We start from the raw sequence: 25,096 nt of genomic DNA, 5'->3' as shown, positions 1-25,096 counted from the left end.
GACATTTGTTTTATTCATTTTTTATCTTAAAATTAGATTATAATTTAATTTTTTCTCTATTTTGACATTAATTTTTTTGATAAATTAAAAATTGTTAATAATTGAAAGTTGAAGATTCTTTTAAAACAAAAAGAAATAGTTTTTTAAAACATTTTTTTAACAATAACTTTTTTTATTAATTAATAATTAATAATCAGGTTCTAATTTTTTTATTTTTTTTGGTAAAATATATTCTAGTATTTTTATTAGACACTAAGCAAAGGAGAATTTTATTATGAAAAGAACATATCAACCTAAAAAACGTAAACACATTAAAGTGCATGGTTTCATGGCAAGAATGCAAACTAAAAACGGACGTAAAGTTTTAGCAGCAAGACGTGCTAAGGGAAGACATAGATTAACTGTATCAGACGAAAAATAGTTTTGATACCTTTTTATTATTATTAAATTAAAAAAATATGAGTAAAAAAAATACTGTTAGAAAAAATTGAGAATTCCAAAAAATTCTTGATAATCACAATCAAGTCATTTCTAGAAATTTAATTATTTATTTTAGTAAATCCAACTATTTTAGAGTGGGTATTTCTATACCAAAACAATTTGCCAATGCGGTTAAAAGAAATCATTATCGAAACCAAATTAGAGCAATTATTAGAAACATGGATACTAGTAACATTAATTATGACACCATAATAATAGCTAGAAAAAGTTTTTTTGACCTTAGTTGAGATGAAAAAGTAAAAGCTATTCACAAAATATATGAAAGGATAACAGATGGCAAAGAATAATAGTTCTAAGCATTACGATGCGTTTAGAATGAATCAGTCACCTGATTCTAAACAACCAAAGTCTGTGTGAAAAAAGGTATGAAAATGAATTAAAATAGTTTTTATTATCTTGTTTATTTCCATTGGTTTAGTTGGTTGCGTGCAATCTATGACTGGTAAATCTGGAACTAAAGTTGGATCTGGTCAAGAAGTTTATTCAAAATCAGATTATGTTTCACCTAATATTGTTACAATGAGATGAAATAAAGCTAAAAACGAATTTTACGTTCCTAATATAAATGAATCGGCTGGCGTTATAGTTAATACTTACCTAGGTCTTGAAGATCCAGAACAAATTAAATTGTTAAAAGAACAAGATGCTAAAAATGGCGGCCAATATGGAATTTATGGTGGTTCTTCATTTGCGTTGCAACTACAAAAACCTACAAATTTGGAAGTTCCATTTGATGAAAAATCTAAAAATTGAACAAACATTTCAAAAATAGAAATAAAAAACGAGCCTGGTAAAAAAGGTGTAGTTTATGGAAATGGTAAAAACTACATATATATGAACTTTGGCAATGACAAAGGAGTAGGAAAAACTAAAACCTACACACCAGTAAATAAATTAATAGATGTGTATGTTCCTATATCAATTATTTTTGAAACTTATCAAAAAATACAAAAAGATCCAAAAAGTGGAAAAGCTACACCAATTCCACACAATGACTATACACATATGAAAGAAATGCAATTAGCTAAAACTTCATTAGCTTCTATAGGCGGTTCCGAAATATATAACACATTATTAGCTGATATTTTTAGTACTCTTTTAGTAGAAACTTTTAGCACATGATTAAATGATTCTAAAAATAGATCTAATTTTGCAAATGCAGTTTCAAAAAGAAATGGTAAAACTATTGCAGAATTAAAGGCGTTGCCTAAACATGAATTAGTAAATGAATGAAATAAATATATTCTTTCATTCAAAAACTTAATTGGTCCAGCACAAGGTTTAACTAAAGAAGAAGGTCAAGCTTTAAATACATTATTTTTATCAACAGCAGCAATGATGCAAAACTATTTATCTATTGCTTCTTTTAGTAAGACTAATTACAAGGTTATGGATGCTGAATATGGAAAAGAAATTAATACATATTATGTTTCTTCTATAAATAAAGCAGGTAACTATAAACCTGAAGCTTGAAAATATAGAATGTTTTCTAGTGATTCATTAGTGCCACAAAAACCTATAAGCACATATAAAGAATATTGACAACAAGGACCATTTTATGGTATGTTCGTGTATCCATTTGAACATTTTATGATGTCAATCATAAGAGGTTTAGGAACAACTGGATGAAGTATCATTCTTGCTTTATTTATTACTGTTATTATAGTTAGATTAGTAACCTTCTTTGTTTCGGCAAAAAGTATATTTAGTACTAATAAAATGGAAGAACTAAATCAAAAGAAAGCTAAAATTGAAGCAAAATACGAAGCATATAAATATGACAAGCAAATGCAACAACGTAAACAAATGGAAATTTCTGAATTATATAAAAAAGAAAATGTTTCGCCTTTAGCTCAACTTGTCAGTTCTCTAATAACATTGCCTATATTAATTGTTGTGTTTAGAATTGTTTCAACAGCTCCCGAAATTAAACAAGCTACATTATATTCAATTCAATTATCAGCAACATCTATAAGTAGATTATTTAAATTAGGCGAAATGCAATATCTACCAATAGTTATTTTATCGGCAGGAATTCAGCTATTAGCTCAATTTATGCCAAAAATTCTCAGAATGAAAAGAAAGAAATCTCTTCGAGCCGATGCTTATCAAAGAGCTGCTATGAAGAAATCAAACAAAAAAGCATTGTTAATTCCATTAATATTTGTTGTTATAGGTCTATTCTTTAGTGCTGGGTTACAAATTTACTGAATAATTGGTGGGCTTTTTACAATAGTACAACATATTGCTGTTCATTACATCCAAAAAACAAAATGATACAAAAACAAATTAGAACCTTTCTTGTTTAAAAAAGCTACTGCTTAGTTAATAAAAAATCTCGATTTAATTATTTCGAGATTTTTATTTTTTTATTTTTTACTTTTTTTGTTTTATTTCTTTTAAAGCTTATTTTATTTAATAATAAGGTGGCAGCTTGAAACCCTGAAAATAAAGAAAAAATAGGGATTATAAATATTGCTGAATACATAAATAATTTTTCTAATTTTTTATCATTTATTGATTTTGCATATTTAATACCAAAAATTGAATTAGTAATTAAAATTAATATAATAACAATAAACCACATAGTAATAAAAATATAAGCAAAATTAGATGTCCAAGTTATAGTTTTCTTATTTGGCAAATAAATAGCCAACAACACTCCAATAAAAGCAGCTAATAATGCAATAAAAAAACTGCCAAAAATAAATTGCACTAAACATAAAGCTTTTGCTTTTTTTAAATTATCATTTGCCTCTGATTCCATTTATAGCCTCCAATTGTATTTATATTTTTATGGCTTAATAATATATAATTTTATTATATTTAAAAAATCTAATTCTTATTTTTTAAAAAAGAAGGAAATATGAAATTAAAAGACCACATATCAATTTATTTTTTTAAAACAAAAAAAATAGCTCAAAAATTTCGCAGAAAAGAAATTGTAACATTACAGTTTTTTCAAAGACACAATAATGTAAAACTTTGTGGAATAAATGAAGTTTTAAAACTTTTATGCAAAAATACAGATACTAGCAAATATATAATAAGATATTTACCAGAAGGTTCTATTATAAATAATAGAGAAGTAGTGTTGGAATTAGAAGGTCACTATTATGACTTTGGTATTTGAGAAGGTATGATAGATGGAATTTTAGCAAGACAAACTTCAATAGCTACTAATGCCTATAATGTAATTAAAGCTGCTAATGGAAAAAATGTTGTAAGTATGGCTGATAGAGCCGATCACTATATAAATCAACAAAATGATGCTTATGCCTTAAAAGTGGGTGGTATATTAAATCATTCTACTTTATTAAGTTCTAATTACGATTTAGCAAGAACATTTGGAAGCATGCCACATGCATTAATTCAAATATTTGAAGGAGATGTTATAAGAGCAACCGAAGCTTATCATAAGACTTTTCCAAATGATAATCTTTATGCTTTGGTAGATTTTCATAATGATGTTATATCGGATTCATTAGCTTGTTTAAAAAAATTTGGAAAAACTTTAAAAGCAGTTAGAATCGACACTTCTAAAGCTTTGATTGATAAGATGTTCAAAGAAGGAGAAGCTGAATATGGTGTAACTCAAAACCAAGTCAAAAGATTAAGAGAAGCACTAGACAGAAATGGTGGAGAACATGTAAAAATTACAGTTTCAAGTGGCTTTAATGTCAAAAGAATTAAAGAATTTGAGGATGAAAATACACCTGTAGATACTTATGGTGTAGGAGCTTCTTTATTAAAAATATGAGTTAATTTTAGTGCTGATGCAACTAAATTAAATGATAAACTTATAGCAAAAGAAGGAAGAAGTTATTTAAAAAATGATAAACTAAAACAATTTAAGGGAGAAATTTTGTAATGGATCAAAAACAAATAAAAAAACAACAAACAAAAGAAAAAATGTTTAATATTTTGGGATTTATGGTTATTTTTGCTTTTTTAGTTATAGGAATAATTTTATTTCTAACTGGGGCACATGTATTTGGCAAAATTAATTTAGGCGGCACTATAGCTTCATATATTTTTGCTTCAATTTTTACAATTATTTTTATATTAATTATTATTAAAATTATATTAATTATAAAATCTGAAAATAAATATGCAAAAAGAGCAATTGATGTCAAAAAAATATTTGAGGAATCTAGCTTAACTGAGGAAGAAAAACAAATTAATGATTTGTTTAATGATAAATATAGCAACCAAACTTCAAGTTTAAATATTTATTTTGGAGTATTTGCTGATATTGAAGCAAAATATTACAAAAAAGAAGTAGATATCAACAGCGCAAAAGTAAGAATGATAATACAAAAAATGATAATAGAAACAACAAAAGAATTTGGAATATTTGATGTTTATATGGCAATTGATTTTTCAAAAACTATAAATAAAAAATTAGTTTGAAAAGGAGATTTTAAAAAGTATAAAACTTATTTTACTTATATTAGAGAATTATTTCACGCAGCAGATGATTATATATATGATAAATATTTTATTACAAAACCTAAAAAATAAAAATTGCCAAATTATTAAAAGTTTTATAATGCACAATTGTATTCAATTGTGTTTTTTTAACAAAAACTTATAGTAAATCATATTTTTACTCAATACCAGAATTATAATTTTTAATGTAAGATGATTTACATATTAGAAAAAAAATCACTTGATATATAAAAAATAATATGCATTTAAAAATATACAATTCAACGGGGTATGAGTATGAAAAAATTATTATTAAGTTTTGCAATTTCTTGTGTTGCTTTGTCACCTATTTCATTAGTTGCTTGCCAAAACACTTGAACTAAGGATTTTAACAATATTGCAGATAGTTGCTCAAAAACCAATTCTTTATTAGATGTGAAATTAACAAAAAATACCATTTTTAAAAATAATAAATTATTTAATGAAAACAATTTAAAAGAAGAAAGTGTTTATTTTAAATCAATAGCTCAAATTTCAAATGCTGATGTATATTGAAAAAGACCTTGTCCTATTAAAGAATATAATATATATAAAAATGAAAATTGAAAAGACCCAGATATTGATTGCCAAGATTATTATGATCATAGAGCAATATCTAAAAATGTTATAAACCAAATAAATGAACCTTATTGATTTATATTTTCAAAAAATGGACAAAATATTTTAACAAAAAAATTAAATGAAAAAGATGCTAATAAAAATCTTTTAGAAAAATATAAGTTTTTAAATTTTTTAATAGACAACAATAATGACATACAATATGAAAACTTTTTAAAAGAATTAAACAATAAATTAGATAAAAATAAAAATTATATTTTTGTTTTTCAACCTTCAATTTATTTTAATTATAAAAATATAAATGACAATATCTCGAAAAGTTCAATAGGTATAGAAAATAATAAAATTAGTATTGTTCAAAATTTATCTGTTTTAAATTTATTTTTAAAACCTAGTGAAGCATTAAAAGCATCATACTGATATAACTATAAGCTTGATATCAATGTATTTGAAATTAAAGATAATCAAATTAATGAAAATAATTATGAAGATTTTATAAATAAAAAATTAACAAAAAAATAGGTAGTGTTCAAAATTTAGGGGTTTAGAATATTTAACAAGCTAGAAAACAGCTTGTTTTTTATTTCTTTACATTTAGAAAAAATATTTAAGGAAAAAAATGAAATACCAGGAATTTAAAAATTGCATTAATCCTGGAGATAAAAGTAAATCAAGTTATACAGTAATTTCAGATATTATTTATTTAGTTTTAGTTGCTACAAAGAACACAAAACTTTTTGGAGCCTACATAGCTTTATGAAAAAGATTTAATAAATCACAAAATTCTTGAACTTTTAATGATGAAAATGGGATTTTTATAATTTATCCAGCTGAAGAGCTTGCAAAAACATTAAATGTTAGTATTAGAACCTCTAAGCAATATTTAACTGATTTAAAAAATCTAAAAATTATTGTCACTTCTAGTGAAGGCGTTGGTTATAAAAATAAAATTTATTTTAATAAACATGATTTTGTTTGAGAAGAACATATTGAAAATTCAGAAATTAAAGAAAGAATTAATGAATTAGAAATTAATAAGACTTTCGAAAATTTACTAAAGGATTATGAAAATGAAGAAACAAAAAAACGAGGGTATTAATTTTTCATTTTACTAAAGATCTGTTTTGAAATTTTATATTTTAGCGGGTTTTGCAAAAAGGCCAGGCTTACAAATTTAGTAATTTTGCCTACCAAAGCAAACATTTGCACTTGACTATGCAGACTTTTGCACTTGACTATGCAGACTTTTGCACTTGACAGGTGAAACTTATTGCACTTACTACCTTATTAGTTATTAATTACATAAGTTATTAATTACTTAGTTATTAATTACAAGAGTTAAATATATACATATACTTTAGTTTATTTAGAATTTATTAGTACATTAACAAATATTTGATATTTATAGAGTAAGTTTAAATATTTAGTAAGTTTAAAAAAAGAAAATAATACAAAAGAAAAAAGAAAGGAAAAAAAATGAAAATAAGCAAAATCAAATCAAATTTTAATATTTTTAAAAATTTAACTTCAGAAAGATATTACAACAATAAATAAAGTTAATTATTATGATTAAAACTAATTATAAAAATTGAAAAGATTTTGAAGAAAAAGCTATTAAATTAGTTAGAGTTAGTCCAATTTCAAAAATGGCTACTTGACAAATTTCTGTTGAAGGTATTAAAGACATAAAAAGTTTTTATAAAATTGTTCTTGATAAAAAATATTCTTTCATTAGGACTGCTAGAGCTGCAAAAGTAAGAGATGAATTTTTTACTTTTAAAACAATTCAAAAAGAATCGTTATCTAATTATGATATTTTTGAAATTGATTTATTAGGCGAAAAAGGTTTGAAAGAAAAATTTGATGAATTTTTATCTAATAACACTTTAGAAGAACAAATAGACAAAAACAATGAAGTTTTAAACACTAACGATGACACTAAAGAATTTTAATTTTTAATCTAATAAATTCAAAAATTAAGTATTTGTGCTAAAATGAAAATAAGTAGGATTTATGAAAAAACAAAAATTATTTTTAATGTTATCTCCTTTAGTCGCAACTATACCAACCTTACCGTTAATATCTGCAAGTTGTGATTGACTATATGCCAAACCATATAAACCTCAACCCAAAAAACCTGAAATTAAACTACCAAATGTCCCAAAACCAGATGAATCTAAAAGATTTGATACCAAATTGCTATATGAATGCCCTAAACCCTTGGCTTCAAATAATGATTGACCTGGACCTCATCAATTTTGACATTATTTTATAAATATCAACAAACTTAAAGTTTTAGACTCTTTGGGAAACGAAACTAGTGAATATGAATCTAAACAAAGAAAAATTGAACGTTATAAGGAAGCTCAAAAAGCCATAGACGATTTCTATCAAAGTATGACAGCAAATGATGCTTTACCTGAAGAATGAGCTCAATTAAAATTTCAAGCTATACAAAAATGAAAAGCTGAACTTTTTGAAAAAAATCCAGAATTATTACATGTTTCAGATCAATGAGAGAGTAATTATCAATTTTTTACCGAATCAAGACTTAGAGATAAAGACCCATATATCGCTTATTTTTCAAAAGATGCTATTGAAGAAATTAGAAAACAAAATATTTCTATTGTGCCTTTATGACTAACTTTTGAGGCTTATTTGCATTCAAAAAGTCAAACAGCTGCAATTAAGTTAGCAACTAAAAAAATTAATAAATTCTTTGTTTATCTTTTAGAAAATGTTAATGATGAATCTAAAACCTTAAAAGAACAATTAGATTTAATGCCAAAAGACCAAAAAGAAAATTTAAAAGAATTAATACAAATCATTTTAATAGATAAAATGTTAATAATTGATGTTAATATAGCTTTAGAATTGGAAAATAAACTTTATGCTTTTCCTGTTCCTATACTAGAGCATTTTTATGATCCGGCAAACCAATATAATAAAATTGTTAAGCTTTTAAATGAATTTTATAATCCCTTAGCTTACTTAATGGGTTTTAATACCGAAGACAATGATTTCTTTTTTGATAATAAAATTCCAAAATATATTTGAATTAAAAAATACTTTTTAAATAAAACAGAATATGGTTCAAATCCAAAAGGCCACAAGATTTTAGCTCTTAAAAAACACACTTTACAAAGTTCTATTAAAGCTTTGGAAACTTGATTTGACGAAAACAATAATTCCTTAAATTTAAAATTTAAATCAATTAATTAATTTTTTTCTAAATGTTAAAGTAAATAAAAAACAAGCACTATATCAAAATAGGGTGAACCCCAAAAGTTGGACTAAAAAAATTATTTTAAATTATTAAGCGAATGGCATCTATATTGTTTAGGTGTCATTCCTCTTAATTTTGTTATTATTCTATTTTCATTATAATACTTTATATATTTGTGCATTGCGTTTTCTAATTCATCTAATGACTTAAATTCATATTCATGACCGTAAAACATTTCATTCTTCATTGTTCCGAAAAAAATTTCAATTATACAATTGTCATAACAATTTCCTTTTCGAGACATGCTTTGCAGAATGTTTTTTTCTTTTAGAATATCTCTATATTCTTTCATTTGATATTGTCAACCCTGATCAGAGTGCAAAATTAAACCATTTAAATTTTTGTGTTTTTTAAAGGCAATTTTTAACATATCAATAGTTTGTTTAAAATTTGGACTTCTTGATATTGTGTAAGATATAATTTCGCGACTATTTGCATCTATAATTGGTGATAAATATACTTTTCCAGAAGCAATATGAAATTCTGAAACATCTGTACTCCAAATTTGGTTTATGTTGCTAGTTTGAAAATCTCTATTAAAATAAGTAATATTTTTATTCTTGTCAACAACTTTTTTTAATAAAAGATTTTTGCATATTTTGCCAATTTCGCCTTTATATGATTTATATTTAGCTTTAGGTTGCTTACCGTATATATTTAGCTCACTCATTAATCGTTTTACTTTTTTATGATTGATAATAAAGCCTCTATTTTTTAGTTCTAAAGTTATTCTTCTATATCCATACCTTGCTTTATTTTTATTAAAAATGTCAAGAATTAATTTTTTTTCTTTCTTGTTAGAATCCTCTTCATTTATATTTTTTAAAATATAAAAATATGTAGATTTAGCAATTTGAAAAAATAATAGCATTTTATTTAAAGGATATTTTAGCCTTGATTCATATACAACAATTACTTTTTCTTTTTTTGTTGCTCTTTCCTTTGTTGAACCAAGGCTCTCAATTTTTTTAGCAAATCATTTTCCATTTCAAGCTGAGCATTACGTTCTTCTAGTTCTTTTATTTTTTTATCTTTATCTGTTGTTGTTTCTTTTTCTTTAAGTTTTTTATTTAAATTCATTTTACATGGCCTTCCTATTTTTCTTTTAAGACCATTATAATCTAAATTTAAATATTTTTTTATTCAACTATAAATAACACCAGAATTTATGTTAAATTTCACAGCAATATCGTGAATAGAGCGACCAGTTTTAACTAATTTAATAATTCAAATTTTAAAATTAAAAGAATAGTTATTTTTTTTTGTTTTTGCTTAAGAAATCATATTTATGTATTTTATATAGAGATCTAATAGTCGCTATTGTAGTTTTGCTTACATTATACATTTCACATAAATCTTTAATGCTATAACCTTCATTTGAAAGTTTGATTATTTTTATTTTTTCTTCATTTTTTAATTTCATAATAAAAACCCCTAAAGTTATTCCGTTGTTTGGTCCAACTTTAGGGGTTCACTATACAAGACTAATCTACTTTTATTTGACATAATTTTTCTCCTATTTTAATATTGTTTTTTATAAAAACTACAATAATTATAATAAAAATTATGTTTCTATTTAAATAAATATAATTAAAATTTAAGTCTATTTTTTATTTTTGTGCTTTTTGAATAAAAATTAACAAGGTGGCGATTAAACAAATTAAGCTTACAACTATGTTAGAAGATAAAAGGATTAAAAATTTAATTATTTTTATTTTGTTTGCATTTTGTTTTTTTGTTGTATTTTAATGTGTATTTTAAATATTAAAGATATTTATAGCTTTTTGGTTATTTTTATAAATTATCAAGGTTTTTTAAAAAATTAAAATACAAACAAAACAACTAAAAATAGTCTTGAAAATAAGTATTTAGTTTTTTTGTAAAAAAAATTTTTTTCTATATTATAATAATCTATGCTAATCAATATGGAGGGGTAGCGAAGCGGCCAAACGCGGGTGGCTGTAACCCACTTCCTAACGGTTCGGGGGTTCGAATCCCTCCCCCTCCACCATATTGCCCTTTAGCCAAGTGGAAAGGCAGCGGTTTTTGGTACCGTCATTCGTTAGTTCGAATCTAACAAGGGCAGCCATATCGTTTTAAGCGATTAATAAATATGAAGAAATTTAACTTCATATTTTTTTATTTTTTTTATAAAAAAAATAGGCTAAGCCTATTTAATAATAATATTTAAGATTTTGTTTTCAATATATATGACTTTAACTATTTGTTTGTTTTCTAATCATTTTTTAATAGTTGGAATATTTTTAGCTATTTCTATTATTTCATCTTCATTTCACTCAGGCAATATTTCAATTTGACCTCTAACCTTACCATTAATTTGAATTCCAATTTGAACATTTTCAGAAATTATTTTATCTTTGTCGGCATATGGCCAATTTTGGTATTGCATTGATTTTTCATCAATTAATTCTAAGAATTCTTCAGATATATGAGGGGCAAAAGGAGATAATAAAATAGCAAAAATTTTAATAATATTCAAAGAATTAATTTTATTTAATGTTGACAAATAATTAGCAAAAACCATAAATTTACTAATAGCTATATTAAATTTATATTTTTCAATATTTTCATTTATATCTAATATTAATTGATTAATTTTACTATCTAATTTTGGGTTTTTTTCCGCTATATCTATATTATCCTTTAAATTTAATATTAAATTATAAATCTTATCTAACCATTTTCTCATACCATTTAAAGAGTCTGTATTTCAAGATTTAGAATCTGTTAAAGGCCCCATGAACATTTCATATAATCTTAAAGCATCTGCTCCATGTGATTCAACCAATCCATCTGGGTTTATTACATTTCCAAGAGATTTTGACATTTTTTGACCATCAGGACCTAAAATTAAACCTTGATTTATTAATTTAGCAAAAGGTTCCTTAGTATTGACTATACCCAGATCATATAAAAATCTATGTCAAAATCTTGCATATAATAAATGTAATACTGCATGCTCTTGACCACCAATATATAAATCTACAGGCATTCAGTTTTCAAATCTTTTTTTAGCTTCTTCACTATTTAAAGGAGTATAACTTCCATCTTCATTTTTTAATATATAAGCTAAAAAATATCAACTTGAACCGGCTCATTGTGGCATAACATTTGTATCATGTTTATATTTTTTATTTTTATATTCGACATTCATTCATTCTTTAACATTTGCTAATGGCCCATTAGTTGTACCTGATGGTTTTATATTATTTATTTCTGGTAATTTAACCAATTCTTTTACTAAATAAATATTATCTTCCTCATCAAATAAAACTGGAAATGGCTCTCCTCAATATCTTTGACGTGAAAAAACCCAATCTCTAAGTTTGTAATTTGTTTTCTTTTCAATTTTTTTAATATCTTTTAAAGCAAAATAAATTGATTCCTTAGCTTCTTCAATATTCAATCCATTAGCCATGTCAGAATTGATATGTTTTCCATCTTCTAAATAAGGTAATTCTTTGGTTTCGATAATAGGTTTTATGTTTAAACTATATTTTTTAGCAAAGTCATAATCTCTAGAATCATGAGCAGGAACTGACATGACAGCCCCAGTGCCATAAGTCATTAATACATAATCAGAAACCCATATTTGAATTTTTTCTTTTGTTAATGGGTGTATTGCATAAGTTCCTATAAACAAACCTGTTTTTTGTTTATTTAATTGTGATCTTTCTAAATCGTTTTTAGTTTTTGCTATTTCTATATATTCTTTAACTTCTTTCTTTTTATCTAAAGAAGTTAATTTTAATAATAATGGGTGTTCTGGACTTATTACTAAAGCTGAAACTCCAAAAATCGTATCTAATCTTGTAGTAAATGTTTTTAATGTTTTATCTGAATTTAAAATGTTTCATTCGACAACATGACCTTCTGATTTACCAATTCAATTTCTTTGTAATAATTTAAGACTTTCGGGTCAATCCAATTCATTTAAACCTTCTAATAGCTTATCAGCATAAGCAGTTATTTTTAAAACCCATTGTTTCATAGGTTTCCTAATAACTGGGAAATGCCCTCGTTCCGAAACTCTAATTCCATCGATTTCAATTATTTCTTCATTTGCTAAAACTGTACCCAAACCTTCGCATCAATTGACATCAATTTCCTCGATTGATGCTAAACCTTGTTTATATAATTCTTTAAAGATTCATTGAGTTCAAACATAAAATTTAGGATCAGTTGTATTTATTTCTTTTTTATAGTCATAAGAGAAACCTATTAATTTTAGTTGTCTTCTAAAGTTATCTATATTTTTTAATGTAAAAGAAGCTGGATGATTTCCTGTTTTTAAAGCATACTGTTCAGCAGGTAAACCAAAAGCATCCCAACCTATTGGATGCAATACATCATAACCATTTAATCTTTTATATCTTGAAATTATATCCGTTGCAGTATATCCTTCTAAATGTCCGACATGAAGCCCGGCTCCAGAAGGATATGGAAACATATCTAAGATATAAGATTTTTTATTATGTTTTTCAGTTGTTTTAAAAGATTCGTTTTTTTCTCAAAAATCTTGTCATTTTTTTTCAATTAATTTGTGATTATACATGTTATTAATTTTACATTAATAAAAAACTTTTTTTATTTTAAAAAAAACAAAATTTAAAAAAGCAATAATTAAATTTTTATCTAAAAATTAAAAGAATTTTTTCTAAACTAAATAATTATTATAAGCAAAGACATTTTTTTTAAACTAAATGTTGTAAAATTTATATATTATTTTTTAAAAATAAGATATAAGGTGATATTTATGGAAGAAAAAAACAAAGATTATAAAAATACATTATTAATGCCTAAAACTGATTTTTCAATGAAGGCCAATTTATCAGAAAAAGAAATTTTATATAGAAAAAGATGAGAAGAAATAAATTTATATAAAAGAGTATTAGAACAAAATAAAAACAATAAATCATTTATATTACATGATGGGCCTCCATATGCAAACGGAAACATTCATGTTGGTCATGCCTTAAATAAAATTTTAAAAGATATTATTGTTCGTTCTAAAAATATGCAAGGTTTCTACAGCCCTTTTGTAGCAGGATGAGATACTCATGGTTTACCTATTGAGCATAAAATGCTATTAGAAAGAAAAATGAGTGCCAAAGATTTTTCAATTTCTGAATTAAGAAAAGCTTGCGGAGAATATGCTTTAAGTCAAGTTCAAAAACAAAAAGAACAATTTAAACAATTATCTTTATTAACTGATTTTTCTGAAATTTATATTACTCTTGATAAAGAATTTGAAGCTGAACAATTAAAATTGTTTAAAAAAATGGTTTTTGATGGGTTGATATATAAAGATTTAAAACCTATTTATTGATCTCCTTCTTCACAATCAGCTTTAGCTGAAGCTGAGGTAGAATATGCAGATCATATTTCACCATCCTTATATGTTGCATTTAAAGTTAATATAGGAAATAATTTGGTTTCTAAAAATGACTTTATTTTAATTTGAACAACAACTCCTTGAACTTTAATTGCTAATTCAGGTGTAGCTATTAATAAAGATTTTGAATATATAAAAGTTAAAGTTAATAACAATAATTATGTAGTTGCAAAAGAATTATTAGAATCAATAGCAAACGCCTGCAAATGAGAAAATTATAAAATTATAGGTTCAAGTTTTAAGGGAAAAGAACTTTTGAATGTGAAATATGAAAGTCCAATTAATAAATTATTATGTCCAATAGTAGAAGGCCACCATGTTACTCTTGAAAATGGTACAGGTTTAGTTCATATGGCACCTTTATTTGGAGAAGATGACTTTATTATTGGTAATAAGAATAATTTAGAAAAAATAATGCATGTTGAAGATGACGGAACATTAAATGAAAAAGCTTTACAATTTAATGGAATTTTTTATGATGATGCAAATCCTTTAATAGGTAAATTTTTGGAAGAAAATAACTTATTACTAGGATTTAAGAAAATTAAACACTCTTACCCACATGATTGAAGAACTCATTTACCAATTATGTATCGTGCAACACCACAATGATTTGTATCTTTAAAACCAATTAAAGATAAAATTATTCAAGAAATTAATAATGTCAAAACATATAATGATTGGTCAAAAAATAGATTACTACTTATGCTAGAAAATAGAGATACTTGATGTATTTCTAGACAAAGATCATGAGGAGTACCTATAATTGCTTTTTATGATAAAAATAAAAAACCTGTTTTAAAAGAAGAAATTTTTGATTATGTAATTGATTTAGTAAAAAAACATGGCTCAAATATTTGATATGAAAAAACAGTTGACGAATTATTGCCAGAAAAATATAGAGGTTTAGGATTTTATAAAGAAAATGATATTATGGATGTCTGATTTGATTCTGGTTCTACTTCATTAGGAGTTAAACCTTCAAATATTGAAGCACCATTTGATTTATATTTGGAAGGTTCAGACCAATATAGAGGTTGATTTAATAGTTCAATGATTAACTCAGTAGCTTGAAGAAACAAAAGTCCTTTTAAAGCTTTTATTTCTCATGGTTTTACTCTTGATGGTAAAGGTAGAAAAATGTCTAAATCTTTAGGAAATACAGTGGATCCTCTTGAAGTTTCAAAAAAATATGGTTCAGATATTTTGAGATTGTGAGCAGCTAATTCAGAATATACAGCTGATATTACTATTGATAATAAAATATTAGACCAAAATGTAGAAATCTACCGTAAACTAAGAAATACAATTAAATTTATGCTAGGTGGTATTTCTGATTTTGATTTTAAAGAAATTAAAATTGATGGTATACATGCTTTAATGCTAGAAAAATTAAACAATTTAGAAGCAAAAGCAATTCACTATTATGATAATTATAGATTTGTAAATGTGGTTAAAGAAGTTAATAACTTTATAATTGATTTAAGTTCATATTATATTTCTATTACTAAAGATATTCTTTATTTGGATAGAGAAAATGATTTAGAAAGAAGACAAGTTCAAACAGTTTTTGCTAAAGTTTTAGAATCATTGATGCAAATTTTAGCTCCGATATTACCAACAACAATGGAAGAAGTTTATGAATTTTATAATGTTCCTTCTAAAATGCCTTCTGTTCATTTACTAAAATGAAATTTAGCAACAAAACAAAAAACTGATTTAGAAAAACAATGAGAAGAATTTTTTATTTTAAAAGATGAAGTTTATAGATTAATTGAAGAAAATATTAAAAATCAAGTTATGAAACGTCAAAATGAAGCTTTTGTAACTATAAAAACTGATTCTAAATTTATTAAATCTTTACCTTTAACTAAATTATTAATGGTTGCAAAAGTCGAATTTGGAAAGGAAACTAAAGTTTCAAAATTAGAATCTAAAAAATGTTTAAGATGTTGAAACCATTTTGAACAAAAAGATTTTAATGAAAAATTAGAAATTTGTAAAAGATGTGAGGGAGTAATCAATGGAAGATAAAAAATTAAAATATTTTTCAAAAGAATATTGAAAAAAATATTGAAAAATAATTGTTATTAATATTTCTATTTTTATTGGTGCTATGTTTCTTTTTGCATTAGTAGATTTATTGACTAAAGAGTTTCTTTTTAAATGAAAAGATAAAGCAAATTTAATAGTTAATGAAGATTATGCTATAGGAAATTCATTTATTATTTTTAAATCAATTCTTCATAAGGGTACAACAATAGGAATTTTTGAATCAAATATGACTATGCTTCACATAATAAGCTTTTTAATTATATTTGGAGCTTTGTTTGGAATTACTTTTATTAAAGATAAAAATTTTATTTCAGTATCGGTTTTTTTAAGTATGGTGGCCGGCGGATCTTTTGGCAATATGTATGACCGTTTTGCTTTCGGTGGAGTAAGAGATATTATTAACTTACCTTGAGCTAACTATGGAGTATTCAATTTTGCAGATGTATGATTGGTTGTAGGAGCTATTGGAACATTATTATCGATAATAATAACAATTAGTGTTGTATATGCAAAAAATAAAAAAAAGCAAGAAAATGACCAAAATTTTGAAAATGACTCTGTTTCATTTAACAGCCAAAACTAATGGCTGTTTTTTTCTTAATTTTTTCTTTATTTTTATATTTAAATTTTTATATTTGTTATAGATATTGGTGGAGGTAAATATGAAATTGCAAAAATTAAGTGAATATGAAGCTAATGAATTAGCAGGAGGAATGGCCATATCAGGAATTATTGGTTCTATTTTAAGCGCTCTTCCTATTGTGTTATCTGCTGTCGGTTCAACGGTTGGATTAATTAGAAGTGCAAGTTCCTCAAAAGGAGAAATTAAAACAAAAGATGGTTTTAACGCTAAATGAGAAGATTCAGACAATTCTATTGGATTTAATGTAGGGTTTCATTACTGCATTTAATAATAAAAAACTCAGGGTAAAACCTGAGTTATTATTTTCTGCTAATTAGAACTATTTTTTTGATTTTTCTAATATCTTATTAAATCTTTCTACACGACCACGAGCTTTAACATCTGTACGATTTCCTGTGTAGAATGCATGACAATTAGAGCAAACATCTAAAGTTACTTTTTCAGCAGTTGAACCAAAAATAAATTCTGAATTACATGATGAACATGTAGCTTTTATTTCAGCATATTTTGGATGAATTTCTTTTTTCATAGCATGCTCCTTTATAGTATAAGTTAATTAACTAGGTATTATTTTACCAAATTTTTTTTATTCGTTGATATTTTTTCATTTTCATTCAACAACTTCAGGCATATCATAACCATATTCACGTATATATTGAGTATGTTCTTCTAATTTTTTATCCATTAAGTCTAAAAATTGTTGTTCTTGTTTACCAAATAATTTAGCTATAGCATTTTTAGCAATGTGATATCTATCCATGTGGCTTAATTGCCTTATATCAAAACTGGTTGTTATATCACCATTTTCTCTATATCCATGTATTACTAAATTATGATTATTTCTACCGAAAAATATATCTCTTATTAATCCTTCATAGCCATGGAAAGCAAAAACTATTGGTTTATCTTTTGTAAATACTGCATCAAATTCTTCTTGACTTAATCCACGAGAATCAATTTTAGGAACTCTTAATTTTAATAAATCAACAACATTTACATATCTAATCTTCAATTTAGGAAAATATTTATTAATTATAGAAATGGCAGCAAGTGATTCTAAATTAGGTTCTACGCCAGAAGAAACAAATACAATTTCAGGTTCTTCTTTTTTATTAACATTAGAAGCTCAATCTATAATTTTATATCCTTTCTCAACTAATTCTTTAGCTTCGTTTTTGGTAAAAAATTGTTCTCTAGGTTGTTTTGATGCAACTATTAAATTAATTACATTTCTATCTTTTAAAGATTTTTCCATTACTGCTAATAATGTGTTAGCATCAGCAGGTAAATATTCTCTAATTAATTCTGGTCTTTTATCTGCTAAATGACCCAAAAGCCCTGGGTCCTGGTGAGTATATCCATTATGGTCTTGTTGAAAAGCGGTAGATGTTGCTATTATATTTAAAGATGGATAATCTTTTCTTCAAGGCAATTCTAGTGACTTTTTCACTCATTTCATGTGTTGAGTTAACATCGAATCCACAACTCTCAAAAATGATTCATAAGAAGCAAAAAAACCATGACGCCCTGTTAATACATAACCTTCTAAAAAACCTTCTGCTTGATGTTCACTTAATTGTGAATCTATAATTCTTCCTTCTGGAGCTACTCATTCATCATAAATTTCTGAAGCATTTTCCAATCATTGTCTTTTAGTAACATCAAATAAAGCAAATAACCTATTTGATTTAGTTTCATCAGGCCCAAAAACTCTAAAGTTTTTGGGGTTTCTAATAATAGTATCGGCCATATATTTTCCTAATTCCACCATATCTTGGGCTTTTTTAGAACCAGGATAATCAATATTTAAAGCAAATTTTTCTCAAGAACTTAAATCTAATACTTTAGAATTTATTCCTCCATTAGTAATTGGATTTGTTGCCATTCTAGAATCGCCTTTTGGAGCCAATGATCTAATTTCTTCAATTATTTTTCCGTCTTGGTCAAACAATTCCTGAGGTTTATATGATTTAAGTCATTTTTCTAATTCTTTAATATGTTCTGTTTTAAAGGCACTAACTGGCAATGGCACCTGATGAGCCCTAAAACTACCTTCTATAGCATTTTCGTCTCACTCTTTTGGGCAAGTTCAACCCTTTGGAGTTCTAACAATTAAAACTGGTCAATTAGGTCTTTTTGCTTTGGATGCACCCATTTTTTTTGCTTCTTTTTTAATATTAATTATTTTTTCTATTGCTTCATCCATTAATAAAGCCATTTCTTTATGTATTTCAATATTATTTTTTTTAGAAGACCAATTAAACACGATCGGATCTCAACCCATACCTTTAAAATATTCTTTTATTTCTGATTCAGGTTTTCTTGATAATAAAGTTGGGTTAGAAATTTTACCTCCATTTAGATGTAATATAGGCAAAATTACTCCATCATTTACAGGATTAATAAAAGAATTAGAAAATCAACCAGCACACAATGGACCAGTTTCTGCTTCTCCATCTCCTATTATAGTTGCAGCAATAACATCAGGGTTATCTAAAATTGCTCCTGTAGCATGAGACAATGAATACCCTAATTCTCCTCCTTCGTGAATAGAGCCTGGGCTTTCTGGCGCGGCATGACTTGCTGTACCTCCAGGAAATGAAAACCTTTTACACATTTTTTGCAAACCTTCAACATTTTCAGTAATTTCAGGATAAATTTCAGTATATGACCCATCTAAATATGAATTAGATATCATAACCTGACCCCCATGACCAGGTCCTTCTATATAAAACATATTTAAATCATATTTATTAATAACTCTATTTAAATGTACATAAATAAAATTTTGTCCCGGTATTGTTCCTCAATGCCCAATTGGATATAGTTTTATATCATTAGCACTTAATGGTTTTTGTAATAATGGGTTGTCTCTTAGGTATATTTGAGCTACACTCAAATAATTGGCTGCCCTAAATCATTTGTCCATCGATTCAAAGTATTTAATTTCATCATATTTATTTTTATTATTTAATTTCATCGCTCCTCTTTCTTTAATGTATTAATATTTTACCTTATTTCAATATTTAAAAATGATAATAAAAAAATGCCATAGGCATTTATTTATAAACCTAATTCTTCGTCTGTAGGTATTTTTAAATTTGAACCTACATATGCAAAAATTTCAGGGCTTTGTTTTAAATATTTTCCATCCAAAATTCTTTGAACTGATTTTACAGTATCTTCTAAAGATACATAAACTCCAGGGTTTTTAGTAAAATGCTCAGTCATAAAGAAATTTTGAGTGAAAAAGTTTTCTAATTGCAAAGCTTTTTTAACTGTATTCTTACTTTGGTCATCTAATTCATCAAAACCTAAAATCATAATAACATCTTCTAAATCTTTATATGCTTTTAGAATTCTTTTAGTTTCTATGATAGCTTCAAAATGTTTTTTTCCTATAATTTTTTCATCAACAGAATTAGATGAACTAGCCAAAGGATCAAAAGCGGGAAAAATATTTTTAGCTGTTTGATTACGAGATAAAACTAAATTACCATCCAAATGATTAAAAACTGCAACTGCTGAAGGATCGCTCAAATCATCCATTGGTAAAAAGATAGTTTGAAAAGAAGTAATTGATCCATTTTTATTTTTATACAATCTATTTTCAACATTAGCAATATCGCTTTCAAGAGTGGATTGATATCCTCCTACTGAAGGCTTTTTGCCTAAAGAGGCACTTACTTCATTTTCAGCTTGCACAAAACGATAAATGTTATCAATAAATAATAAAACGTCTTCTTTATCTTTATCTCTTAAATATTCTGCAGCTGTAATACCAATAGGAACTATTGACATTCTAGCTCCAGGAGATTCGTTCATTTTAGAAATATACATAACTGAGTTTTTCATTAATTTTGAAGATTCTAATTCATTAAATAATTCAATAGCTTCACGAGAACGTTCTCCAGAACCTATAAAAACATTTGAAGTTTTTTTAGATTCTTTATTAATGTTGAAAATTATTTCCTTCATTAAAACTGTTTTACCAACACCGGCTCCTCCAAAAATACCTAATTTATAACCTTTTATAATAGGTATAAAAAAGTCGATTGCCTTAATACCAGTTTCAATAATTTCTAATTTATTATCTAGGTAACGATCTTTATTAATTGTAGAGTTCATTTCTACATAATTTGGCATAGTTAATCTATTTTCTAAAAGTGGTTTACCTTCAAAAGAATAAATATTATTTTTAGAGTTCAGACCAACAGGAACCATAAAACTTTTTTTAGTATTAACTATTTCATCTTCCATTGTTATTTCTTTAGATGCATAAATAATTATTGCTCTTACTGTTTCTTCGTCTATTATTCTTTTAACTAATAAAAATGTTTTTCCTTTATTTGTAGTTAATAAATGATTAACTGAGGGCAAACCATTTTTAGGAAATTTAATTTCAACTATATCAGATCATAATTTTATAATTTTACCCATTATTTATCCCCTAACATTTTTGCTATTTTTTCTAAATAAGAATTATTAAATTCAACAAATTCATGTTCATAATCAGTTTTTCAACCTAAATTTAAATAATCTGAATATTGTTGCAATGCATAAGCAAAAAAGTCTTTAATTAAATCATCATCATAATTATCGCTAGTTTGAATTGTGTTATAAACTTTTTTAGCTTCTTCATTTGTATCAATTAAAGTATTTATAAATTCTAAAGCTTTTTGTTCATTTTTAATTCCTTTTAAAATTTTTCAAGAAATTAATTTTGACATTAATAAAACAAATTTATTTGAATATAAAGAATGCCCTTTTTGAATAAACATTTTATCAATCATTTTTCCCTTATATAAAAGTTCTGAAGTTTCTTTGTTTAATTCATAATCTAACATTGCTAATTTTAAATGTCTTTTATATTGTCTAAAAGTTTTTCCTACTTCAGAAGCAACTTTTGACATTATTCTATTTTGAACAGAAGAACCAGTTCTTGATACTGAAAGATTAATATTAACAGCTGGCAATATACCTTGTGAGAATAAACTAGCACTAGTTACTATTTGACCATCCGTAATAGAAATAACATTAGAAGAAATTAAAGATGTAATATCACCATCTATTGTTTGTATTATTGGCAAAGCTGTAATTGTTTTTTTATTAACAAATGATCCAGCTCTTTCTAATAATTGTGAATGCGCGAAAAATATATCTCCAGGCATTGCTTCTTTGCCAACTGGCTTATCAGTTAATAAAGCAATTTCACGAATTATATTAGCGTGCTTAGTTAAATCATCAAAAATAATAACCACATCTTCTTTTAAGGAAATGTTTTCTGCATGAGCCATTCCTACGTAAGGCGCTAAATATTGTTCATATGCACTTGTTGCAGGAGCATCTATAATTATTGTATTTTTTAAAGCATCATGTTCTTTTAAAGTGTTATAAATTTTTGAAATACTTTCTTTCTTTTGGCCTATTGCAACATATATACATTTAGTATTCGTCTTCGCTTGATTAAGAATAACATTGATTGCTATGTGTGTTTTTCCTGTTTGTCTATCACCAATAATTAATTCACGTTGCCCTTTACCAATAGGTATCAATAAATCTATTGAAGTAAAACCTGTGTACAATTGTTCATTTAACATTTTAACAGTCATTAAATCATGAGCTAATTTAAAAATAGGACTATGAGGGTCTTTAGAATTTATTTTTATTTCTTGATATTCAGGCAAAATAGCATTTCCAAAAATATCTATTACTTTCCCAAAATGTTCATTTGAACTATAAACATCGCTTCTTTCGATAGCTTTAATTGTGTCATTAATTTTTAATTCTTTATTATCATTATTAGCCAATAAAAATGCTCTATCCAAAGTACAGTTTATTAATATCATTTTAATAGATGAATCTCTTGTACATACAAATTGTTGGCCTTGTTCGTAAGTAAATTCACCCACAACTTCTACAATATATCCAAAAATAGAAACAATTCTAGGTTCTTTTATTGATTGTGTATTCTTTTTAGTTGGCATTTTTTTCTCCTTTAACCATATTTTTAAAATAGCTTGACATAATATATATTCTAAAATTACTAGAATCTTTGGTTTTATATAAAACTATATTTGGTAAAAATTCAACATAATAATTTTCTAATAAATTGTCAATTTCTAAATTATAAAAATTTTCAAAACCAGTAGTTGATAAAACATTTTTTAAATTAAAATTAATAACAGGGACTTTTTTGCTAATACTAAATTTCTTATCATTTTGAAAATCAATTGCGAAATTTATAAAATCTATTTTTTCAAAATTTTTTAAAGCATTATTAATTTTATTCAAAAAAGAAACAAAATCTTTATTATCTTTTGTTAAAGAATTAGTTAACAAGACAGTAGATAATAATTTATCAAAATTAATAAAGTTGCCTTTCGTTAATTTTTTTTCTAATCAAAATAAAATATCGTCTTTATTTGATTTTAATTCTAAATCAGTGTTTTTAAGCATTAGATCTTCCTTAAAATTTATTTTAAATGTTTATAAATTATAAACTTCTTTACCTTAAAATTCAATAGAAAATATTTTTTATTAAAATTTATTAGTTAATATTATTTAAAAATGCAAAATATATTTTTTTACCTCTTTCTATAGTTGCAAATTTCATTTTAAATTATTGTTTTTCACTGTATTGCTTTTTAAAAAAATATAGGCCAAACTTTGCTTCCAAAATACTTTTTTTATTTTTATCGCTATAGATATATAAATTTAATTCTGTTTTTTTCATAATAAATTTCTTTTTAATTTTTTAAATCTTTAATATTAACTATATAAAATCCATCACTAGTTTTTCTAGTGTTACCCACACCAACTAAAATCATCAAAAAAGATGGTTCTATGCTATTTTCAACTTTAATATTATTTTTAACTTTATTTAAAGATTCTTTTGCTTGTTCAATATTTTTTTCACTATCTGAAAGTTTAATTTCTACAAGTCCTCATTTACCATTTCTCAAAGAGATGGCGGCATCAATTTCTAATCCATTTGAATCTTTATATTTAAAAACTTCTCCATTTATACTTTGAGCATATACCCTTAAATCTCTAATACATAAGTTTTCAAATAAAAACCCTAAAGTATTAAGATTTTGTAGCAACAACTCTTCATTTAAATTAAGAGCTGCAACAGCTATAGAAGGATCAACAAAATATTTTGTAGGACTTGTTCTTATAATGCTTTTAGATCTTATTTTAATCGAAGTCCACGATTCTAATTCTTCAATGATAAATAAATTTTTTAAATAAGACAAATAGTCAAAAACAGTTGACTCTGATATTTTTATACTATTATTTTCTGAAACATCATTAATTAAAACATTTTTTGACGATTGAGATCCTATATTTCTAGAATAAGATTTCATTATTGCACTTACATAATTAGTATTCAAATTTTTTGAAACAAAATAATTAATGTCATACTTTATTAAATTATTATAATATTCATAAACATAATTTATTTTTTCTTTTGAGTTCATATCTAATGTTGCAGGTCAACCCCCTTCGCAAACATCAGAAATAACGTTTTTTATATTTACATCATTTTTATAATAAAATAATTCTTTATTTTCATTATAAAATAGAGATTCTAAAGAAATTCGTCCAGAAGATTTTTTTTGCTCTCATAAACTCATTGTGCGAAGAACAAATCTATTAATTCTACCAATACCTGAATGCATAATTTTGTCAATATTTTTTGGAGTAGAAGAGCCCGTTAATATAAACGCACCTTTATATTTATTTTTATCAATTTCATTTCTTAAATAATCTCATAATTGGGGAAGATCTTGTCATTCATCAAACAAAATTGGTTTATCAGTATTAAATATTTGACTTTTATCTAATACTAGTAATTCTTCAACATTATTTTTTTCGTTAGGGTCACTTAAAAAATACTTTGTTTTTGATAAAAAAGAAGCTGTTTCAGTTTTTCCAACACCTTTAGCTCCAGTTATAAGAATACCTCCACTTATTTTTAAAAGGTCTTCTAATATTTTTTCTGACACACGTTTTCTATAAGCCATTATCATTCCTTATCTTTTATATAAATCTTAGATATTTATTTTAAAATTATACAATAAGATATGATTTGTGACAAAAATAACACATGATTTGTGACAAAAATAACACATGATTTGTA

23 protein-coding genes and 2 tRNA genes are annotated in these 25,096 nt (G+C 25.1%); 14 read left to right on the top strand and 11 right to left on the bottom strand.

Going from position 1 to position 25,096, the window contains the following annotated elements:
- Positions 1 to 274: 274 nt before the first annotated feature.
- From rpmH to yidC, 3 genes are read left to right on the top strand one after another with little or no spacing between them, the layout of a single operon-like run.
- A complete protein-coding gene (gene rpmH / locus DMC14_RS03255; protein ID WP_116171784.1) occupies positions 275 to 421 on the top strand; it encodes a 50S ribosomal protein L34 in 147 nt (48 codons plus the stop codon).
- Positions 422 to 458: 37 nt separating this feature from the next.
- Positions 459 to 788: a ribonuclease P protein component gene (gene rnpA, locus DMC14_RS06615; protein WP_116171783.1), complete on the top strand. Its 330-nt coding sequence runs from the start codon at positions 459 to 461 to the stop codon at positions 786 to 788.
- A complete protein-coding gene (gene yidC / locus DMC14_RS03245; RefSeq protein WP_116171782.1) occupies positions 775 to 2,826 on the top strand; it encodes a membrane protein insertase YidC in 2,052 nt (683 codons plus the stop codon). Before rnpA ends, yidC begins: the two co-directional genes overlap by 14 nt.
- A 22-nt stretch (positions 2,827 to 2,848) precedes the next feature.
- Here the strand turns inward: yidC and DMC14_RS03240 are convergent, their stop codons facing one another.
- On the bottom strand, positions 2,849 to 3,268 hold the full coding sequence (locus DMC14_RS03240) for a hypothetical protein (RefSeq protein ID WP_116171781.1): 420 nt from the start codon (positions 3,266 to 3,268) through the stop codon (positions 2,849 to 2,851).
- Positions 3,269 to 3,343: 75 nt separating this feature from the next.
- On the opposite strand from DMC14_RS03240, the gene DMC14_RS06610 reads away from it, so the two are divergent.
- The 6 genes from DMC14_RS06610 to DMC14_RS06590 all read left to right on the top strand — a co-directional run bounded on the left by DMC14_RS06610 (position 3,344) and on the right by DMC14_RS06590 (position 8,772).
- Complete coding sequence (locus tag DMC14_RS06610) at positions 3,344 to 4,372, top strand: nicotinate phosphoribosyltransferase (RefSeq protein WP_277870960.1); 1,029 nt, start codon at positions 3,344 to 3,346, stop codon at positions 4,370 to 4,372.
- On the top strand, positions 4,372 to 5,025 hold the full coding sequence (locus tag DMC14_RS03230; RefSeq protein ID WP_116171779.1) for a hypothetical protein: 654 nt from the start codon (positions 4,372 to 4,374) through the stop codon (positions 5,023 to 5,025). The genes DMC14_RS06610 and DMC14_RS03230 overlap by 1 nt, the downstream gene beginning before the upstream one ends.
- A 204-nt stretch (positions 5,026 to 5,229) precedes the next feature.
- Positions 5,230 to 6,072, top strand: coding sequence for a hypothetical protein (locus DMC14_RS06605; protein WP_116171778.1), 843 nt, complete (start codon positions 5,230 to 5,232; stop codon positions 6,070 to 6,072).
- 97 nt (positions 6,073 to 6,169) lie between these two features.
- A complete protein-coding gene (locus DMC14_RS06600) occupies positions 6,170 to 6,649 on the top strand; it encodes a helix-turn-helix domain-containing protein (protein ID WP_116171777.1) in 480 nt (159 codons plus the stop codon).
- A gap of 466 nt (positions 6,650 to 7,115) precedes the next feature.
- Positions 7,116 to 7,502: a hypothetical protein gene (locus DMC14_RS06595; protein ID WP_116171776.1), complete on the top strand. Its 387-nt coding sequence runs from the start codon at positions 7,116 to 7,118 to the stop codon at positions 7,500 to 7,502.
- A 61-nt stretch (positions 7,503 to 7,563) separates the two neighbouring features.
- Entirely contained in the window at positions 7,564 to 8,772 is a 1,209-nt protein-coding gene (locus tag DMC14_RS06590) for a variable surface lipoprotein (protein ID WP_116171775.1), read from the top strand.
- Between the two features lie 80 nt (positions 8,773 to 8,852).
- Here DMC14_RS06590 and DMC14_RS03205 read toward each other — a convergent pair whose 3' ends face one another.
- The 3 genes from DMC14_RS03205 to DMC14_RS03195 all read right to left on the bottom strand — a co-directional run bounded on the left by DMC14_RS03205 (position 8,853) and on the right by DMC14_RS03195 (position 10,259).
- Entirely contained in the window at positions 8,853 to 9,749 is an 897-nt protein-coding gene (locus DMC14_RS03205) for an IS3 family transposase (RefSeq protein WP_277870957.1), read from the bottom strand.
- A complete protein-coding gene (locus tag DMC14_RS06585) occupies positions 9,749 to 10,018 on the bottom strand; it encodes a hypothetical protein (RefSeq protein WP_116171530.1) in 270 nt (89 codons plus the stop codon). Before DMC14_RS06585 ends, DMC14_RS03205 begins: the two co-directional genes overlap by 1 nt.
- A 70-nt stretch (positions 10,019 to 10,088) precedes the next feature.
- Entirely contained in the window at positions 10,089 to 10,259 is a 171-nt protein-coding gene (locus DMC14_RS03195) for a helix-turn-helix domain-containing protein (RefSeq protein WP_116171529.1), read from the bottom strand.
- Positions 10,260 to 10,763: 504 nt separating this feature from the next.
- On the opposite strand from DMC14_RS03195, the gene DMC14_RS03190 reads away from it, so the two are divergent.
- A tRNA-Tyr gene (locus tag DMC14_RS03190) sits at positions 10,764 to 10,847 on the top strand.
- A gap of 3 nt (positions 10,848 to 10,850) precedes the next feature.
- Positions 10,851 to 10,925: transfer RNA gene (locus DMC14_RS03185), tRNA-Gln, on the top strand.
- 81 nt (positions 10,926 to 11,006) lie between these two features.
- Here DMC14_RS03185 and leuS read toward each other — a convergent pair.
- Entirely contained in the window at positions 11,007 to 13,412 is a 2,406-nt protein-coding gene (gene leuS / locus DMC14_RS03180; protein ID WP_116171774.1) for a leucine--tRNA ligase, read from the bottom strand.
- Positions 13,413 to 13,613: 201 nt separating this feature from the next.
- Between leuS and ileS the strand changes: the two genes are divergently transcribed.
- From ileS to DMC14_RS03165, 3 genes are all read left to right on the top strand, one after another.
- Positions 13,614 to 16,286, top strand: a complete 2,673-nt coding sequence (ileS, locus tag DMC14_RS06580) for an isoleucine--tRNA ligase (protein WP_116171773.1) — start codon at positions 13,614 to 13,616, stop codon at positions 16,284 to 16,286.
- Positions 16,276 to 16,890: a signal peptidase II gene (locus tag DMC14_RS06575; protein WP_116171772.1), complete on the top strand. Its 615-nt coding sequence runs from the start codon at positions 16,276 to 16,278 to the stop codon at positions 16,888 to 16,890. Before ileS ends, DMC14_RS06575 begins: the two co-directional genes overlap by 11 nt.
- A gap of 79 nt (positions 16,891 to 16,969) precedes the next feature.
- A complete protein-coding gene (locus tag DMC14_RS03165; protein WP_277870937.1) occupies positions 16,970 to 17,218 on the top strand; it encodes a hypothetical protein in 249 nt (82 codons plus the stop codon).
- Between the two features lie 51 nt (positions 17,219 to 17,269).
- Here the strand turns inward: DMC14_RS03165 and rpmE are convergent, their stop codons facing one another.
- From rpmE to DMC14_RS06570, 6 genes are all read right to left on the bottom strand, one after another.
- Positions 17,270 to 17,479, bottom strand: coding sequence for a 50S ribosomal protein L31 (gene rpmE / locus DMC14_RS03160; protein WP_045434127.1), 210 nt, complete (start codon positions 17,477 to 17,479; stop codon positions 17,270 to 17,272).
- 57 nt (positions 17,480 to 17,536) lie between these two features.
- On the bottom strand, positions 17,537 to 19,930 hold the full coding sequence (locus DMC14_RS03155; protein WP_116171771.1) for a phosphoketolase family protein: 2,394 nt from the start codon (positions 19,928 to 19,930) through the stop codon (positions 17,537 to 17,539).
- 83 nt (positions 19,931 to 20,013) lie between these two features.
- Positions 20,014 to 21,393 (bottom strand): MSC_0618 family F1-like ATPase beta subunit, encoded by a 1,380-nt coding sequence (locus tag DMC14_RS03150; RefSeq protein WP_116171770.1) that lies wholly within the window; start codon positions 21,391 to 21,393, stop codon positions 20,014 to 20,016.
- Positions 21,390 to 22,937 carry an MSC_0619 family F1-like ATPase alpha subunit gene (locus DMC14_RS03145; protein ID WP_116171769.1) on the bottom strand — a complete coding sequence of 516 codons (1,548 nt, stop codon included), beginning with the start codon at positions 22,935 to 22,937 and terminating at the stop codon, positions 21,390 to 21,392. Before DMC14_RS03145 ends, DMC14_RS03150 begins: the two co-directional genes overlap by 4 nt.
- The gene (locus DMC14_RS03140; RefSeq protein ID WP_116171768.1) at positions 22,927 to 23,409 is read right to left on the bottom strand and encodes an MSC_0623 family F1-like ATPase-associated protein; all 483 of its coding nucleotides are present in this window, start codon (positions 23,407 to 23,409) and stop codon (positions 22,927 to 22,929) included. The genes DMC14_RS03145 and DMC14_RS03140 overlap by 11 nt, the downstream gene beginning before the upstream one ends.
- 290 nt (positions 23,410 to 23,699) lie before the next feature.
- A complete protein-coding gene (locus DMC14_RS06570) occupies positions 23,700 to 24,980 on the bottom strand; it encodes an ATP-binding protein (RefSeq protein ID WP_175393448.1) in 1,281 nt (426 codons plus the stop codon).
- Positions 24,981 to 25,096: the final 116 nt, after the last annotated feature.

The organism is Metamycoplasma phocicerebrale, assembly GCF_003383595.3.
GTDB classification, from domain to species: domain Bacteria; phylum Bacillota_I; class Bacilli_A; order Mycoplasmatales; family Metamycoplasmataceae; genus Metamycoplasma; species Metamycoplasma phocicerebrale.
This window is presented reverse-complemented; position numbering and strand designations above follow the sequence as displayed.